Annotated in this window: 17 protein-coding genes; 1 reads left to right on the top strand and 16 read right to left on the bottom strand. The window is 37.0% G+C overall.

Annotated elements, in window-relative coordinates; genetic code table 11:
• From V7121_RS24175 to V7121_RS24130, 10 genes are all read right to left on the bottom strand, one after another.
• On the bottom strand, positions 1 to 323 hold a 323-nt coding region (locus V7121_RS24175; protein WP_335548138.1), incomplete at its 3' end, for a hypothetical protein.
• A complete protein-coding gene (locus V7121_RS24170; protein ID WP_335548136.1) occupies positions 320 to 1,732 on the bottom strand; it encodes a glycosyltransferase family 2 protein in 1,413 nt (470 codons plus the stop codon). The genes V7121_RS24175 and V7121_RS24170, both read right to left, overlap by 4 nt.
• Before the next feature lie 2 nt (positions 1,733 to 1,734).
• Entirely contained in the window at positions 1,735 to 2,772 is a 1,038-nt protein-coding gene (locus V7121_RS24165) for a HEAT repeat domain-containing protein (RefSeq protein ID WP_335493622.1), read from the bottom strand.
• A 1-nt stretch (position 2,773) separates the two neighbouring features.
• Positions 2,774 to 4,099 carry a diguanylate cyclase gene (locus V7121_RS24160; protein WP_335548134.1) on the bottom strand — a complete coding sequence of 442 codons (1,326 nt, stop codon included), beginning with the start codon at positions 4,097 to 4,099 and terminating at the stop codon, positions 2,774 to 2,776.
• Positions 4,100 to 4,313: 214 nt separating this feature from the next.
• Complete coding sequence (proC, locus tag V7121_RS24155) at positions 4,314 to 5,117, bottom strand: pyrroline-5-carboxylate reductase (protein WP_335493626.1); 804 nt, start codon at positions 5,115 to 5,117, stop codon at positions 4,314 to 4,316.
• A gap of 14 nt (positions 5,118 to 5,131) precedes the next feature.
• Positions 5,132 to 5,644 (bottom strand): DUF3189 family protein, encoded by a 513-nt coding sequence (locus V7121_RS24150; RefSeq protein ID WP_335493628.1) that lies wholly within the window; start codon positions 5,642 to 5,644, stop codon positions 5,132 to 5,134.
• A 112-nt stretch (positions 5,645 to 5,756) separates the two neighbouring features.
• Positions 5,757 to 6,155: a cytidine deaminase gene (locus tag V7121_RS24145; protein WP_335493630.1), complete on the bottom strand. Its 399-nt coding sequence runs from the start codon at positions 6,153 to 6,155 to the stop codon at positions 5,757 to 5,759.
• A gap of 22 nt (positions 6,156 to 6,177) precedes the next feature.
• Entirely contained in the window at positions 6,178 to 6,348 is a 171-nt protein-coding gene (locus tag V7121_RS24140) for a XapX domain-containing protein (protein WP_335493632.1), read from the bottom strand.
• Positions 6,349 to 6,373: 25 nt separating this feature from the next.
• A complete protein-coding gene (gene deoC, locus V7121_RS24135; RefSeq protein ID WP_335493633.1) occupies positions 6,374 to 7,048 on the bottom strand; it encodes a deoxyribose-phosphate aldolase in 675 nt (224 codons plus the stop codon).
• A 138-nt stretch (positions 7,049 to 7,186) separates the two neighbouring features.
• Entirely contained in the window at positions 7,187 to 8,128 is a 942-nt protein-coding gene (locus V7121_RS24130; protein ID WP_335548132.1) for a sugar-binding transcriptional regulator, read from the bottom strand.
• Positions 8,129 to 8,386: 258 nt separating this feature from the next.
• Between V7121_RS24130 and V7121_RS24125 the strand changes: the two genes are divergently transcribed.
• Complete coding sequence (locus V7121_RS24125; RefSeq protein WP_335548131.1) at positions 8,387 to 10,561, top strand: MMPL family transporter; 2,175 nt, start codon at positions 8,387 to 8,389, stop codon at positions 10,559 to 10,561.
• Between the two features lie 53 nt (positions 10,562 to 10,614).
• On the opposite strand, the gene V7121_RS24120 is transcribed toward V7121_RS24125, so the two are convergent.
• The 6 genes from V7121_RS24120 to V7121_RS24095 form a co-directional block, all read right to left on the bottom strand.
• Positions 10,615 to 10,956: a cupin domain-containing protein gene (locus tag V7121_RS24120; protein ID WP_335493639.1), complete on the bottom strand. Its 342-nt coding sequence runs from the start codon at positions 10,954 to 10,956 to the stop codon at positions 10,615 to 10,617.
• A 137-nt stretch (positions 10,957 to 11,093) separates the two neighbouring features.
• Positions 11,094 to 11,642, bottom strand: coding sequence for a 2-oxoacid:acceptor oxidoreductase family protein (locus V7121_RS24115; RefSeq protein ID WP_335493641.1), 549 nt, complete (start codon positions 11,640 to 11,642; stop codon positions 11,094 to 11,096).
• 4 nt (positions 11,643 to 11,646) lie between these two features.
• Positions 11,647 to 12,399, bottom strand: coding sequence for a thiamine pyrophosphate-dependent enzyme (locus V7121_RS24110; RefSeq protein ID WP_335493643.1), 753 nt, complete (start codon positions 12,397 to 12,399; stop codon positions 11,647 to 11,649).
• Entirely contained in the window at positions 12,396 to 13,463 is a 1,068-nt protein-coding gene (locus tag V7121_RS24105) for a 3-methyl-2-oxobutanoate dehydrogenase subunit VorB (protein ID WP_335548128.1), read from the bottom strand. The genes V7121_RS24110 and V7121_RS24105 overlap by 4 nt, the downstream gene beginning before the upstream one ends.
• 19 nt (positions 13,464 to 13,482) lie before the next feature.
• Positions 13,483 to 13,713 carry a 4Fe-4S binding protein gene (locus V7121_RS24100; protein ID WP_335493647.1) on the bottom strand — a complete coding sequence of 77 codons (231 nt, stop codon included), beginning with the start codon at positions 13,711 to 13,713 and terminating at the stop codon, positions 13,483 to 13,485.
• Positions 13,714 to 13,728: 15 nt separating this feature from the next.
• Positions 13,729 to 14,406 carry a hypothetical protein gene (locus V7121_RS24095; RefSeq protein ID WP_335548127.1) on the bottom strand — a complete coding sequence of 226 codons (678 nt, stop codon included), beginning with the start codon at positions 14,404 to 14,406 and terminating at the stop codon, positions 13,729 to 13,731.
• Between the last annotated feature and the right edge of the window lie 160 nt (positions 14,407 to 14,566).

Raw genomic sequence — 14,566 nt, 5'->3', positions numbered from 1 at the left:
TATTGATCGGTTAAATAGATGACATCGTAGTCTTTTAAATTTTTCGGCATCGGAGCAATCGTAAATTTCTGTCCTTCTTTCGGTTCAAATCCTCTGTAATCATCCGTAACTGAATAGGGTTGTTGTCCATTTTTAAAATATTTACCATTATTTAAGATCCATACAAGTCCCTTATGTTCTCTGTAAGAAGAATTTGGGACAGTCTTGTCGACGATTAATACGTTTAGTTTTTTCGCGGGCTGCATTTGCCATAACCAAAAAGGGCTAGTGATTATTATTAAAAAAAGAATCGTATAAAAAAGTAAATAGATTGGTTTTTTCATTCAGAAACACCTTTTCTTTTCATTTCTCCCCAACTTCGATCACCGATGATCATTTGCCATATTCCTTCACATCTCCAATATACGGTCATCGGCCTGTACCAAATAGTTTCAGTTAAGGAATATAAAAATAATTTGATGATATCTGATACCCTTGGATACTTTGTGAGACTCCACTCTTCTAGAAGGACCGCTGTCATTGAAAAAATAGACCCATATAAACACGATAGAAGAAATAACAAGATTGCAAATTCAACATAGATTCCCCCTAGGAATAAACATAATATCATAAAAAGGTAACCTAAGAACTCAATGATTGGACCGAAAAATTCAACAATCCAAAAGTAAGGAAAAGAAATAAAACCGATGGAACCGTATTTCGGGTTAAATGTAATTTTCCTATGTGTCCATAAACTTTCGAACAGGCCTCTATGCCAACGTCTCCTTTGCCTACGTAGAAAAGTTAGATCCTCGGGAACTTCTGTCCAACAAACAGGGTCTGGAACATAAACAATCTTTTTCTTTATACCTTTTTCCTTTAAAAGTCGATGGATTCTAACGACTAATTCCATATCTTCTCCGACAGTATCTGTTTTATATCCCCCAGCTAAAATCACCCAGTGCTTTGAAAAAACGCCAAATGCCCCTGAAATAATTAACAATAGATTATGCCGGCTTAAACCAATTCTCCCCATTAAAAAGGCCCGTAAATATTCGATAATCTGCATAACAACCAAGGGTTTATTTGATAATGCAATTTTTTGAATATGGCCATTTTTAATTTGACAGCCATTGGCAATTCGGACACTTCCGCCTGAGGCAATCACTTCTTCATTGGAGTCAATTATCGGTTTCATTACCTTTAAAAAGGCATCTTGTTCAAGAACAGAATCACCATCTAATGAGCAAAAATAAGGATAGTGAGAAAAGTTAAGACCCACATTCAGTGCATCCGCCTTCCCTCCATTTTCCTTATCAATCAAAAACAAATTAGCTAAAATGTTTGATTGATAGATCCTGCCAATTGGTTTGGTTTCCACTTGTTTTCTAACTACTTTTTTTATTTCCTTCATATCATAATGCTCAATTACTTTTTCAAGTGTGAAGTCGGTTGAACCATCGTTCACCACAATCACTTCAAACTTGGGATAATTGACACTTAATAACGAACGGACACTTTGAATAATACCAGCTTCCTCATTATAGGCTGGGACGATAATGGATACTGGCTTGGTATAAAATTCATCGGAATAATCTTCATATGCTTGAACTCTATCTAGTTGGTACTCCTTTCGTAGTTGAAAAAAAGAGATCACCAAAATCACAGAATAAAACGAAATGACAATTACCATATATATGGCAATAAACCATCCGAAAACCGATACAATATTTCCCCACGCAAAAATCATCATAGCTATACCCCTTTGTGAAGCCATTCCCATGCCATGTCCTTTGCAAATACATCCTTAGAAGTTTCATATACCTCTTGTAAAATCTGGTGCCCATTTGGAAATTGGCTGATTGCTTGTCCAGCTTGGGAACGAACCCACCACGTTTGATCATGTAAAAGTTCAATCAATCTGGAAATCCCTTTTACTTCTTTTAATGAACCAATTAGTTTGGCAGCCACCATTCGTTCTTCCCATTTTGTAGAGTAAAGAAGTTGCAGGTAGGGTTCTGTATTTTTTACATAACCTATTTCTGATAATGCCTTTAGAGCTCGAAGCCTTATTTCCCCTTTATAGGCCGAAAATATATTTTCTAGAAACGGCAAATAATTTAGCTCTCTTTTTAACGAAATAACATCCAGAATGGCCTTTTGCAGAGAAGGGCTACTTTTATGAAAATGAAAAATGAATTGTTCAAATTGTTGTTGCACGAGGCGTCCTAGTATATTTCGATACTCATATTCAGATAAGGAATTGTACTCTGTGGTTAACATCTCAAACATGTTTTCATATTGAAATAAAGCAAGAATCCGAAGGGTATGGATAAGTTCTTCGCGGGAAAGCCGTTTCTTTTTTGTTAGCATGAAGATATCTTCAATAAGGAGATTAAGTTTGAAATCCTCAATATGATAGAGTGTATTCATCCGTTGGCTCCACCTTTTGCTTTTTAACCGTTTACGATAGTAGTCAATTAAATACAAAGAAGCTAAATCTGATAATCGTTTCTTTTCGTCCTCGCCTTCTAATATTTTACTATACCTGCTTAGAAGCTCCTCGATTGCTTTCTGTTCAAGAATGGATTCAGGACTCAGCCCCCTAGAATACCCTCCCTCTGTTAACATGGTAAACAGGATTAATTGATACTTTTCTATATATCGCTCGATTTTCTTCCTGTTGTTAATATCTATTGCTTTTCTTATGGATAGATACATTAATAAAACCACTAATAATCCTAAAATGGTAAGAGATAGAATAGATAGGAAATATAACTCATTCTTCAGCATTCTATCTCATCCTTTTAATTAACCGTTCTATCCTAGCTTGAAATTCTTTTATACTGAAAGGCTTAGTCATATAATCATCTGCTCCCAGCTTTAACGCCCGCTCAATATCCGATTCACTTTTTCTGCCTGTGAGCATAAAAACATGAATATCTCTTCTTTTTTCTATCGTCTTAACCTTTTGAAGAATTTCAATTCCATCCATGACAGGCATAGCACCATCAAGTATTAAAAAATGCTCTCCTATTTCTGCTAAACGGTTAGATTCAAAAAATTGAATGCCATCTTCAAATACTTCAAGGTTTAATTCATAATGATCAAAATTCATAATCTTAAGGATTCTCGTTAGCATTGTTCGAATAATCGCATCATCATCTATGACAGAAACAAACAAGGTTTTTTTGAATTGTTCAAGTGGAGTTAAATTACTTATTTCCACTCTGGCTCTACCATTTTCTTTTGCTTTGTATAGGGCAAGGTCCGCTGCTTTTAGGGCTGATTCCAATAATATTTCCGGATGATTCACCGTAAACACTCCAGCAGAGAATGTGACAGAATAAACCCCGCCTTCTTTATCGAATTGAACCTTAGAGAAATCGTTTATTAGTCTTGTAACTATTTCTACACCTTCATTTTGATTGGTGTTTTGAAAAAGGATGACAAACTCTTCTCCTCCATATCTAAAAACAGTATCAGAACTTCTGGTCGCTTGTTTTAAAAAGTTAGCAAAGGTCTTCAGGACTTTGTCCCCTGAAAGATGGCCAAATGTATCGTTTATGTATTTAAAATGGTCGAGGTCTAAGATGGCAATACTAAAAATTTGTTTTGTCCTTATTAAGTCTTTGATATTTCGCTCAAAAACATCAAGAAGAAATTTACGATTGTATAGTTGGGTTAATTCATCCAACAAGACAGATTGGTCAAATATTTTCTTTCTCTTTAAAAGACGTTCAATTCGAACAGTCAATTCCTCCATATCCAGTGGCTTTTCAATAAAATCATCTGCACCCAATTTGTAGGCAGTAATTCTTGTTTGCCGGTCATTTATATTACTCGTTATAATTTTAGGGACGAATTGCTGATTATTATGATTTTGGAAATCACCCAAAATTTGAAAACCACTAATATCTTGTAAGTGCAGATCAATGATTACACAATCAGGATTTAAATCGAAATACTGTGTTATAGCCTTTCTGGGTTCTGTATTGGCTACGACCATCCAGCCCTGTCCTTCAAGGCTTTCCTTTACTTTGATCAACATTGAAACATCTTCATCAATGATTTGGATGAGGGGAACATTTTCAACTTTTTTATAATCATTTATCTCCATTAGAAATCTACTCCCTGATTGAAATCATTCAAATTCGGTTCTTTGTTTTTACTATGCCCTTTTTACGGTGCAGTTTTTTCTGTATTTAAAGTTTATTATTAATAAAACTGTGTGTCACCTAAATTCACTTTAAATGTCGAAAAATATTCTTTTTTGTCAATTTTTCTTCAAAAGGATAAAAAAAGGACCCATTTAAATGGATCCGAATTTACTATTATAGCAAGTTCTTAACTTTGCTTGTACAACTGTCCATAGCCGCCATAATGGAACCCCTAAATTGCTTTTCCTCTAAGGTAACAACGGCTTCAATTGTTGCTCCGCCTGGGGTACAAACATTATCTTTTAACTCTCCAGGATGCTTCCCCGTTTCGAGAACCATTTTTGCCGACCCCAAAACTGCTTGAGCAGCGAGCCGATACGATTGATCCCTAGGTATTCCTTGCCTGACCCCGCCATCAGCCATTGCCTCTATTAACATATAGACATATGCTGGAGAGGATCCACTGATAGCAGGGACGGCATCCATAAGCTTTTCGTCTAATCGTTCCGTCTTACTAAAGGTCTGAAATATTTTTTCCACCTGAACGACCTCAGCTTCACTGAGTTCATCATTTGCACAAATCACACTCATGCCTTCTCCAACTACGGATGGTGTATTAGGCATTGTCCTAACAGCCTTCACACGGAAGCCGAATGAATTCTCAATATCCTTTAATGTTATTCCAGCAGCAATAGTTACTACGATAGTTGAATATTTTATATGTTCCCTAATTTCTTCTATGACAGCTGCGTAAAGATCTGGTTTTACCGCAAGAATAAGGATGTCAGCAAACTCAGCAACATCGCTATTATTTAATGAAGTAACTATTTCATACTTTTGTTCGACTATATTCTTTGTTTCTTCTGTCTTAGTGCTTGCCATGATATTTTCTTTTGAAATCGTTTGTGATTTTACCATGCCTTCCATCATTGCCTGAGCCATTTTTCCTGCCCCAATAAAACCTATCTTATTTTTCAAATTAAACTCCCCACCTATTTATACATTTCATTTTCTAGTACGATGATGTTTTCTGCGTACTTCGTTCTCCCTATTTCTTTGGTATTTTCAACCAACCTATATATATTATCACAACATTGTTTAGCACCTAGAACTAATAGCGGCACACCGATGAAATCAATATGCAAACCTCTTGAGAACAATCCACCCATAGACATGGCAAAGGGCACAGTTGGAGAGGTATTGGAGAAGATGATTTTTTCGTCAAATTTAAATTTTTCTTGCAGCAATAAACTCATGTCCTTTAATGCAGGAACGACATATTTGTTTCGTTTCCTTCCGATTGTATAAACAGAATTCCCATCCTCATCAATCCCATGAAAAATAATCTTGCCAAAATCATCTTTTGTTAACTTGTTAAAATAGGGTACCTTTAATATTTCATCTTTTGTCAATTTACGTTCAGATTGTGGTAATTGTTTTAAATGGTAGGCCGCGGCTAATGAGGTTGTATGTGTCCCACCAAAATCATTATAGATATAAATCATAGCATCATCCCTAAAATTTACTATCTATAATATGCTCTATAAATGAACACATAATTCTTAGTTTGAACTAAGAAAAAAGAAGTTTATCACAAATGGATAAACTTCTTTACAACTACTTATTTAAATCCTTCGGTGAAAACGCTCCTGGAAGAAGTTCCTTAACTTTAATTTTTAAAAGATCACCTTTTAAATTTGTTAGGACAACATCCATTTCTGGATCACAAAGCTCGGAAATCACTTGGCGACACGCCCCACAAGGTGATACAGGTCCATCAGTATCTGCCACAACAACGAGCGAATCAAATTGAGTAACACCCTCGGAGTATGCTTTGAACAATGCAGTTCGTTCAGCACAGTTTGTCATACTGTAGGCTGCATTTTCAATGTTACAGCCATGAAATACTTGACCATCTTTTGATACTAGGGCCGCACCAACTTTGAAATTAGAATAAGGGACATAAGCAAATTCCCTTGCTTTATTTGCTTCAACGATAAGGTCTTTCTTTTCCATCCTTTTCACACTCCAACAATAATTAATGCTGAACTAGTTTCGTAACCCAATCAAGTATGATACTGCCAAGGTAAACCCCGACAATACCCATTACTCCTGACAATACTGGAGGTGCTGGGATTGGAAGCTTTAGAAATTTAAACAACATACCTACAAGTAATCCTGCAATTAAAGCCAATACTACATCTCTCATCTAAATTACCTCACATTAAAAATTATTAGTAATTACTTAAAGATAGTTCACCTTTACTAATCGAAACACCAGAACTTGCACCAATTCGTGTTGCTCCAGCTTCAATCATGGCTAATGCATCTTCTCTGCTGCGAACCCCGCCTGATGCCTTTACTCCAACCTCTGGTCCAACGGTTTGACGCATTAAGCGAATATCCTCAACAGTTGCTCCACCGGTCGAAAAACCAGTAGATGTTTTAACATAGTCTGCCCCAGCTTTAACAGAAATTTCACATGCTCTAATTTTTTCTTCTTTTGTTAACAAACAAGTTTCAATGATGACCTTTACCAATGCTTTCCCTTTAGCAGCTTCGACAACCGCACGGATATCTCTCTCAACCAAGTCATCTTGCATATCTTTTAGTGCGGCAACATTAATTACCATATCGATTTCATTGGCACCATTTTCAATCGCATTTTTTGTTTCAAATGCTTTTGTTTCAGGTGTGGTTGCACCAAGAGGAAAACCAATTACTGTACATACTTTTACTTCAGGTGTATTGGTCAGCAGTTTTGCAGCGGTACTAACCCAAGTAGGATTTACACACACAGAGGCAAATAAATATTCCTTTGCTTCTTCAACTAATTTTAGAATTTCTTCTTTTGTTGCATCTGCTTTTAATAATGTATGGTCAATCATATTAACTACATTTTGTGTCATGCTCTCGTCCCCCAAAAAGTAAAATTTTTATATAAGATGTTATTGTCGATTATCACAATGTAACTATATCAAATACATTGAACATTTGTAAATACTTTTATGAACAAATGTAAAATAATTTTCACAAAAACTTGATATTTACTCTTTATCAAGTAAAAATTGTGCTGTAAATTGATCCGTCACAAGCACGTTGGCATACCCTCCTTTTAATGCTCCGTATATTCCTTCAATTTTATTAGGTCCACCTGCTACAAGAATAGAATGATCCTTTTTCTTTAAATCATCCAAATTCACTCCTAATGTCCTTTCATTTAGGCTCTCATTGCATATGTTCCCATTCTCGTCAAAGAAACGGGAGCAAATATCACCAACAGCTTTTCCATAAAGAGAATCCAAATCACTCTCTGTAAAATATCCTAACTGGAACAATAAAGAATCTGTTTTCATTGGTCCAATCGTAAATAGGGCTATATTTGCCTGACTGCCTAACTCGAGGATTTTCCGTATATGACGGTCTGCCTCCATTGCCTGCTTAACAACAACATGGTCGACTATTGCTGGCAGTGGAAGATTATGCGGGGTCGTATGAAAAGCTTTACCAAATAGATATAATATCTCCGATGCATACGTATTTGTTTCAGCGTGGCTTACCCCACCTTTTAGTTGAACAACTTTTACCCCTTTTACAAGTTTCTGCCTTAGTTCAACGGCAATATGATTGAGCGTTGTTCCCCATGTCACACCGATGATGTCATCATCCTTTATTATTTCATCAAGATAAATGGCAGCTTTTTCCCCTAGATAATTCTTTATCATGTGGTCTTCATATTGTGGAATGGAAGAGACAATTGCTTTTTTCAGTTTGAACTTTTTCTCAAGTTGTTTTGCAAGATTCTCAACGTCTTCGAGAGGGTCCAAAATATTGATTTGGACAATACCGTCACTTTTCGCCTGCTGCAATAATCGAGACACAGTTGGACGGGAAACACCTAGTTTTTTAGCAATTTCATTTTGATTATAATCCAATAGATAATATAGTTTGGCTGCTTCAATGACTTTCGATAATTTTTCACGATCCACTGTTATCACCTTATTTGATTTATATTTTCTCTTAATTGTAGCAAAAAAAGCATTTTTTATCACGGTTATTTACATTTGTAAAAGTTTCTATGAATTTTATTTCAATTAGAAAATGCATTTTCAGTATCTATGTGGGGAACATTTAAAAGAAATCACTGGTTGGACTTAAGAATATAGACACGAAAGCGTCATCCGCGACTTATCAATTCTTCTGTTTAATATTACAGGAAAATCATTCCTTTTTAAGGAGGCGTTACTGTGCAGAAATTGGGTGGATATATCTATCGATATCGAAAGTCGGTACTCCTAATTTGGGTTCTAATAATTCTACTACTAGGATTTTTTGCCTTAAGATTACCCACCGTTCTAAGTGGAAACGGTTTTGAGTATAAAGGAGAATATAATCAAACACGTAAACTTCTGGAGCAAGATTTTGGACATCCTAAATCCTCCATTATCATTGTTTTCGAAAAAGATAAAACTGTTAGTAATGAGGATTTTAGAAAATTTATTCAAACATATTTTGACCGATTAAATGATTTTGATGATGCTAATCAAATAATCTCCCCAATGGACCGGGAAGGGATGGTAAAAAATTATTACGCCTATGGGATTCTTACTTTTAACAAGAATGCCGAAAGCCTTGGGAAAGAAATCACCGAATTAAAGACTCTGCTTCAAAATAAACCGGGACTTAAGGCTACTATGACTGGAGAGCCCATTATTGTTCAAGACCTTAACACGGCAAGCCAGGAAGATTTAGCAAAAGCCGAAATGATTGGGCTTCCAATTGCCCTACTCGTTCTTATTCTCGCATTTGGAGGTCTTATTGCTGCATCTCTCCCAATTGTCATTGGTGTCGTTTCTATCCTTTGTACGATGGGAACAGTTTACTTCTTTAGTTATCGCGCGGATTTATCTATCTTTATATTAAATATTGTTCCAATGATTGGCTTGGCGCTAAGTATTGATTTTGCCTTGTTATTTATTAATCGCTATAAAGAAGAATTGACATCGAAATCCATTGAAGCCGCCCTTGAAACCACAGTTGCAACTGCAGGCCGTGCGATAATCTTTTCAGGACTTTGTGTATTTATTGGTTTATCAGCTTTGTGGTTCATCAAAATTGATATTTTTCAAAATGTTGCACTTGGCGGAATGACTGTTGTATTAATTTCTGCCGTTTGTGCATTAACCTTTCTTCCTGCGCTGCTTGGCCTATTGGGACATAAAATCAACAGATTAAGTATTTTTCATTCTGTAGACAAACAAAGAAGTTTTTGGTATAGGTTTGCAAAGTTTGTGATGAAACGGCCGGTTCTTATGTCTGTAGCGGCACTTACAATTCTTTTAGCAGGATTAATTCCTCTTAAACAAATGGTCTTAGCAATACCTGGGACGGAATCCCTGCCACCAGATTATCCCTCAAGGACTGCTTTGGAAATTTATAAAGACCATTTTGATAACAAAGAAAAACGCGAGGAAAAAAAAGTGACAATCGTCCTGGAATCGAACGGTAGTATGGTGGAAAAACACAATCTTGTAAAAGTTAATCAGCTAATTCACAAGCTTGAAAAAGATCCGCTTGTGAATGCCATCAATTCACCTTTCTCTGCAACTGGACTGAAGGATGTAAATCAACTTTATCAAGTCCTTACCTACGGGAATAAAACAAACCTATCTCCAGTTATCGACTATTTTATTAGAGATAATAAGATGCTCTTAGAGGTCTATTTAAAAACTGAGGAACATTCTGCTAAAGCCAGACAATGGGTAAGTGATTGGTCAAAGAAGGATTTAGGTTTACAGGCTTCATTTGGCGGGTCCATTAAATTCGAACAAGAAATTTTTGCTGAGATATACAAAAAGGCTCCCAAGGGGCTCTTAATGATTATTATTTCTACGTTTGTAATCCTAATGGCAGCTTTTCGTTCTATTCTCATTCCTTTAAAAGCAATTTTAATGAACATTTTAAGCCTTGGGTGCACATTTGGAATCTTGGTCTGGATTTTCCAGCAAGGTCATTTTGGAATAACACCAGTGGATATTGCGCTAATTTTACCTGTTTTTGTTTTCACTTTGGTCTTTGGACTATCAATGGATTATGAGGTGTTTCTCATTGCGAGAATTCAAGAGTTTTATTTAAAAACAGGAGATAATAGTGAAGCGACAATCGCTGGGTTGACTTTTACTAGTAAAATTATTACCTCAGCCGCCGCGATTATGATCGTCGTCACTGGTGCTTTTGCCTTTACTGGCGTTATGCCTGTCAAGCAACTAGGGGTAGGTATTGCCATTGCGATCTTCATAGATGCAACAATTGTTAGAATGGTCTTAGTTCCTGCATTGATGAAATTACTGGGTGATTGGAATTGGTGGTTTTTTGGCTTTGATTATAAAAAACAGTTTAGAATGAAAAAGAAGCCAGCCTGAAAATAGGCTGACTTCTTTTTATACTTTTCCGATAAATTATCGGAAGGTCTTCCTTAAATGTTCTTTGCGTATAATTCATTCGGAAATTTACTTAAAACAACATACAAGCTGACTGGTTCTTTTCCACTATTATTAAAGGACATTTCTTCTTCGCTAGTAACATGGATCAAATCTGCCTCTGCTACTTCTGTTTCTTTCCCATCAATAATAATTGTACCGTTACCACTAACTACATAAATATAAACTTCTGTTCCAGGATGCTTATGTTTGGGCAATTGCTGGTCTGGTAAAAAATTCAACATAAAGGCAGTCGTTTCACCTTTTTTATAGATAATTCTTTTTGTAAATTTTTCTTCACTATATTCCATATAAGCTTTAACTGAATTCTTTTCCATTATTGATTCCTCCAGCTTCATTATATTTACATTTTAATTGAAAACGATTTTCAACTAAGTGAGACACATCACTTTACATATTATTTCACAATGATTTTATTTTAATATAAAAAGCCAGCTTTGCAGCTGACTTTCACTTAAGAAATTCCCACTGTAACAAGTGAAGCTCCCTTTTTTAAGGCCAGCTTGTTTATGTCAAGTAAATGATGTTTATCCTCTGAAAGAACTTTCTTTAAGGATTCAATTACTGAATCAGCAGAAACAATTTTCGTATATTCCAAAAATGCTCCTAATAATATCATATTTGCAACTCGGGAATTTCCAAGATCGTTAGCTAAATCTGTTGCAGTTAATTCAATAATCTTTATATCTTTACGGTTAGAATTTCTTACCACCAAAGATGAATTAATCACTAATAAACCACCAGGACGAATTCGAGGCTCAAATTTATCAAATGAAGGGTTATTTAAAACAATTGCTGTAGATGGATTGGTAACAAGGGGCGACCCTACCGGCTGATCACTTACCACAACCGCACAATTTGCTGTTCCTCCCCTTTGTTCTGGTCCATAAGAAGGTAACCACGAAACTCCTTTACCTTCTAACATCCCTGCATAAGCAATAAGCTGTCCCATCGACATAACTCCCTGACCGCCAAAGCCTGCAATAATCATTTCTTCAAGCATCAGATCATTTCACTCCCTCTTTGTTTTTATAAATACCAAGAGGATACACAGGAACCATACTATCTTTCACCCATTCAAGCGATTCGGCTGGGTCTAGTCCCCAGTTGGTTGGACAAGTAGATAATATTTCTACCATTGAAAACCCTAACCCTTTTTGTTGTGTTTCAAATGCTTTTCGAATTGCTCTTTTTGCCTTTTGGATATGCTGGACATCATGGGAGGAGACCCGCTCTATATAGGCAGCACCATCTAGTGTGGCGATCATTTCAGAAACTTTTATTGGCGACCCTTGGATGCTTGCATCCCGGCCGAATGGTGTTGTAGCAGTTTTTTGACCTATCAGTGTGGTTGGAGCCATTTGTCCACCTGTCATGCCATAAATGGCATTATTAACAAAAATAACGGTAATATTTTCCCCTCGAGCAGCTGCATGAATCACTTCACTTATACCGATTGAAGCAAGGTCACCGTCCCCTTGGTAAGTAAAGACAAAGCGATTAGGCAAAACCCGTTTCACCCCTGTTGCTACTGCAGGGGCTCTGCCGTGAGCTGCTTGTGTCATATCACAATTAAAATACTCGTACGATAACACTGAACAACCGACCGATGCAACCCCAATGGTATCTTCTAAAATATCCATCTCTTCTAAAACCTCTCCAACTAGACGATGAATGACACCATGGGTACAGCCAGGACAATAATGTGTAGGTTTATCAGTCAACCCGCTTGTTTTTTTAAACACAGTTTTCATTGTCATACTGACACCCCTCCTCCTGCCACTGAAATAAGCTTCTCGTAAATTTCTTCTTGGGTTGGAACAACTCCACCCGTCCGCCCAAAAAAGTCCACAGGTGCATGCCCATTTACGGCAAGCCTAACATCCTCAACCATTTGCCCAGCACTCATTTCAACAGAAATATAAGCTTTAATTCGCTCCCTAGTTTCAATAAATGGTTTTTCAGGAAATGGCCAAAGTGAGATGGGCCGGATTAAGCCAACCTTAACCCCATTTTGTCTAGCCCTATTTATGGCGTTCATCGTTATCCTAGCAACTGTTCCGAAGGCGACCATGACAATTTCCGCATCATCAGTTTGATAGGTTTCATAACGAACCTCGTTTTGTTTGATTCGAGCAAATTTCTGCTGCAGACTCCAATTACGTTTTTCTAAACCTTCGGCATCAAGCTCCAGTGAGGTAACGATTTTCGGACCGCCATCACCACGTGTTCCTGTTGTTGCCCACGGCTTTTCCATCTTTTGTTGTTCTAACCGATCCATAAACTCAACCGGCTCCATCATCTGGCCAAGCATTCCATCGCCCATTAAAATTACCGGAGTACGGTACCGGTCAGCGATATCAAAAGCATCCTGTGTCAATTCAACGATTTCCTGCAAACTTGCTGGGGCTAGTACTGGGATATTATAATCGCCATGTCCCCCCCCTTTTGTCACTTGAAAATAGTCTGATTGAGCGGGCTGGATGTTTCCTAGGCCCGGACCTCCACGAACAATATTACAAATAACAGCAGGAAGTTCGGCACCGACCAAATAAGAAATGCCTTCCTGTTTTAAGCTAAAACCTGGGCTTGAAGAAGAAGTCATTACCCTGACGCCCGTACTAGCTGCACCATATACCATGTTGATAGCGGCAATTTCACTTTCTGCTTGGAGGAATAAACCTCCCACTTCTGGAAGCCTTCTAGCCATATAGGCAACCAGTTCACTTTGCGGTGTAATAGGATAACCAAAGAAATATTTACACCCCGCATGAACGGCAGCTTCAGCAATTACTTCATTTCCCTTCATTAACACTTTCCCCATTGATAACGCTCCCTTCAATTCACACCGTTTGCAATATTTTTACTGGACGATAAACCGCAATAACAGCATCAGGACAAATTTGCGCACACTTAGCACAACTAATACAATGTTCCTGGTCGGTCACTGCTGCTGGCCGATACCCTTTGCCATTCAAATAATCTGCCAGAAAAATGACATTTGTTGGGCAAACTTGGACGCAAAGACTACAAGATTTGCAGATATCCTCATTAAAAATAACCTTTTTTTCCATGATGAATCCTCCCCTTTACCTTTCCCAAGGTAATTTCATATAGCGCTCAATAAAGACAACGTTATGACTTTTCGCAAATTTATCTGCTTCTTTTTGCATGTGTTTGGAAATAGTCGTAAATAAAAATGGAATTTGAAGTTTTTCTGCCAATTCACCAGATAATTCAAAACCATTTTCAATATCTTGCATGGTGGTTTCACACCCAATATTAGAATTATTTATGATTCCAGTTACCTGTAGTCGAGAAGCATCTTCAATCTGTCCAATAGTGTAAAGAGCTCCCTCTAATGTACTTACATAAGGACGATTCTTATTGAGAACAAATAGAAGCTCAGGGCTATAGCCCTTCCATTCATGATAATATTGTCCGAGAGCTGTTGCGCCGTCCTTATCACCACCTGCATCGACTATGACTCTGTACCTATGATCGTGCATAACACGATAAATCTCACCTGATACAATTGGTAGGTCTGACGTAGCGAGATGACTCTTTGGTGAAATTAATTCAATATCATGCTCCTTAAATGTACTTGCTACATCACGTGATCGGTAGTAAGGGTTAATTATATCTAAATCATTAATTGCCACTTTTTTATACTTTTGGCGTTCTGTTATTGCTAAATTAATAGCTATCTCTGTTTTCCCACTGCCAAAATGGCCAGATAAGATGGTAATCCTTTTATGTGGACTCACTAATTGAATCACTCCTCAAAAACATGTAAGCGTTTCCAATACCAAATTCCAAAATTATATGGAAAATTATTCTCCTTACATTATATGATATATATTACTCAAACCGCTTTGATGAAAGTCACAATTCACGGGATTGTCAAAAAGAAAAGCGGAAGCGCCC

It is taken from the genome of Neobacillus drentensis (assembly GCF_036962125.1).
GTDB lineage: Bacteria > Bacillota > Bacilli > Bacillales > Cytobacillaceae > Neobacillus > Neobacillus drentensis_B.
This window is presented reverse-complemented; position numbering and strand designations above follow the sequence as displayed.

Bases quoted from the DNA above. Each gene is read 5' to 3' on its own strand.
- V7121_RS24170 (WP_335548136.1), bottom strand. From the start codon at position 1,732: ATGATGATTTTTGCGTGGGGAAATATTGTATCGGTTTTCGGATGGTTT.
- V7121_RS24165 (WP_335493622.1), bottom strand. From the start codon at position 2,772: ATGCTGAAGAATGAGTTATATTTCCTATCTATTCTATCTCTTACCATT.
- V7121_RS24160 (WP_335548134.1), bottom strand. From the start codon at position 4,099: ATGGAGATAAATGATTATAAAAAAGTTGAAAATGTTCCCCTCATCCAA.
- V7121_RS24150 (WP_335493628.1), bottom strand. From the start codon at position 5,644: ATGATTTATATCTATAATGATTTTGGTGGGACACATACAACCTCATTA.
- V7121_RS24145 (WP_335493630.1), bottom strand. From the start codon at position 6,155: ATGGAAAAGAAAGACCTTATCGTTGAAGCAAATAAAGCAAGGGAATTT.
- V7121_RS24140 (WP_335493632.1), bottom strand. From the start codon at position 6,348: ATGAGAGATGTAGTATTGGCTTTAATTGCAGGATTACTTGTAGGTATG.
- deoC (WP_335493633.1), bottom strand. From the start codon at position 7,048: ATGACACAAAATGTAGTTAATATGATTGACCATACATTATTAAAAGCA.
- V7121_RS24120 (WP_335493639.1), bottom strand. From the start codon at position 10,956: ATGGAAAAGAATTCAGTTAAAGCTTATATGGAATATAGTGAAGAAAAA.
- V7121_RS24115 (WP_335493641.1), bottom strand. From the start codon at position 11,642: ATGCTTGAAGAAATGATTATTGCAGGCTTTGGCGGTCAGGGAGTTATG.
- V7121_RS24110 (WP_335493643.1), bottom strand. From the start codon at position 12,399: ATGACAATGAAAACTGTGTTTAAAAAAACAAGCGGGTTGACTGATAAA.
- V7121_RS24105 (WP_335548128.1), bottom strand. From the start codon at position 13,463: ATGGGGAAAGTGTTAATGAAGGGAAATGAAGTAATTGCTGAAGCTGCC.
- V7121_RS24100 (WP_335493647.1), bottom strand. From the start codon at position 13,713: ATGGAAAAAAAGGTTATTTTTAATGAGGATATCTGCAAATCTTGTAGT.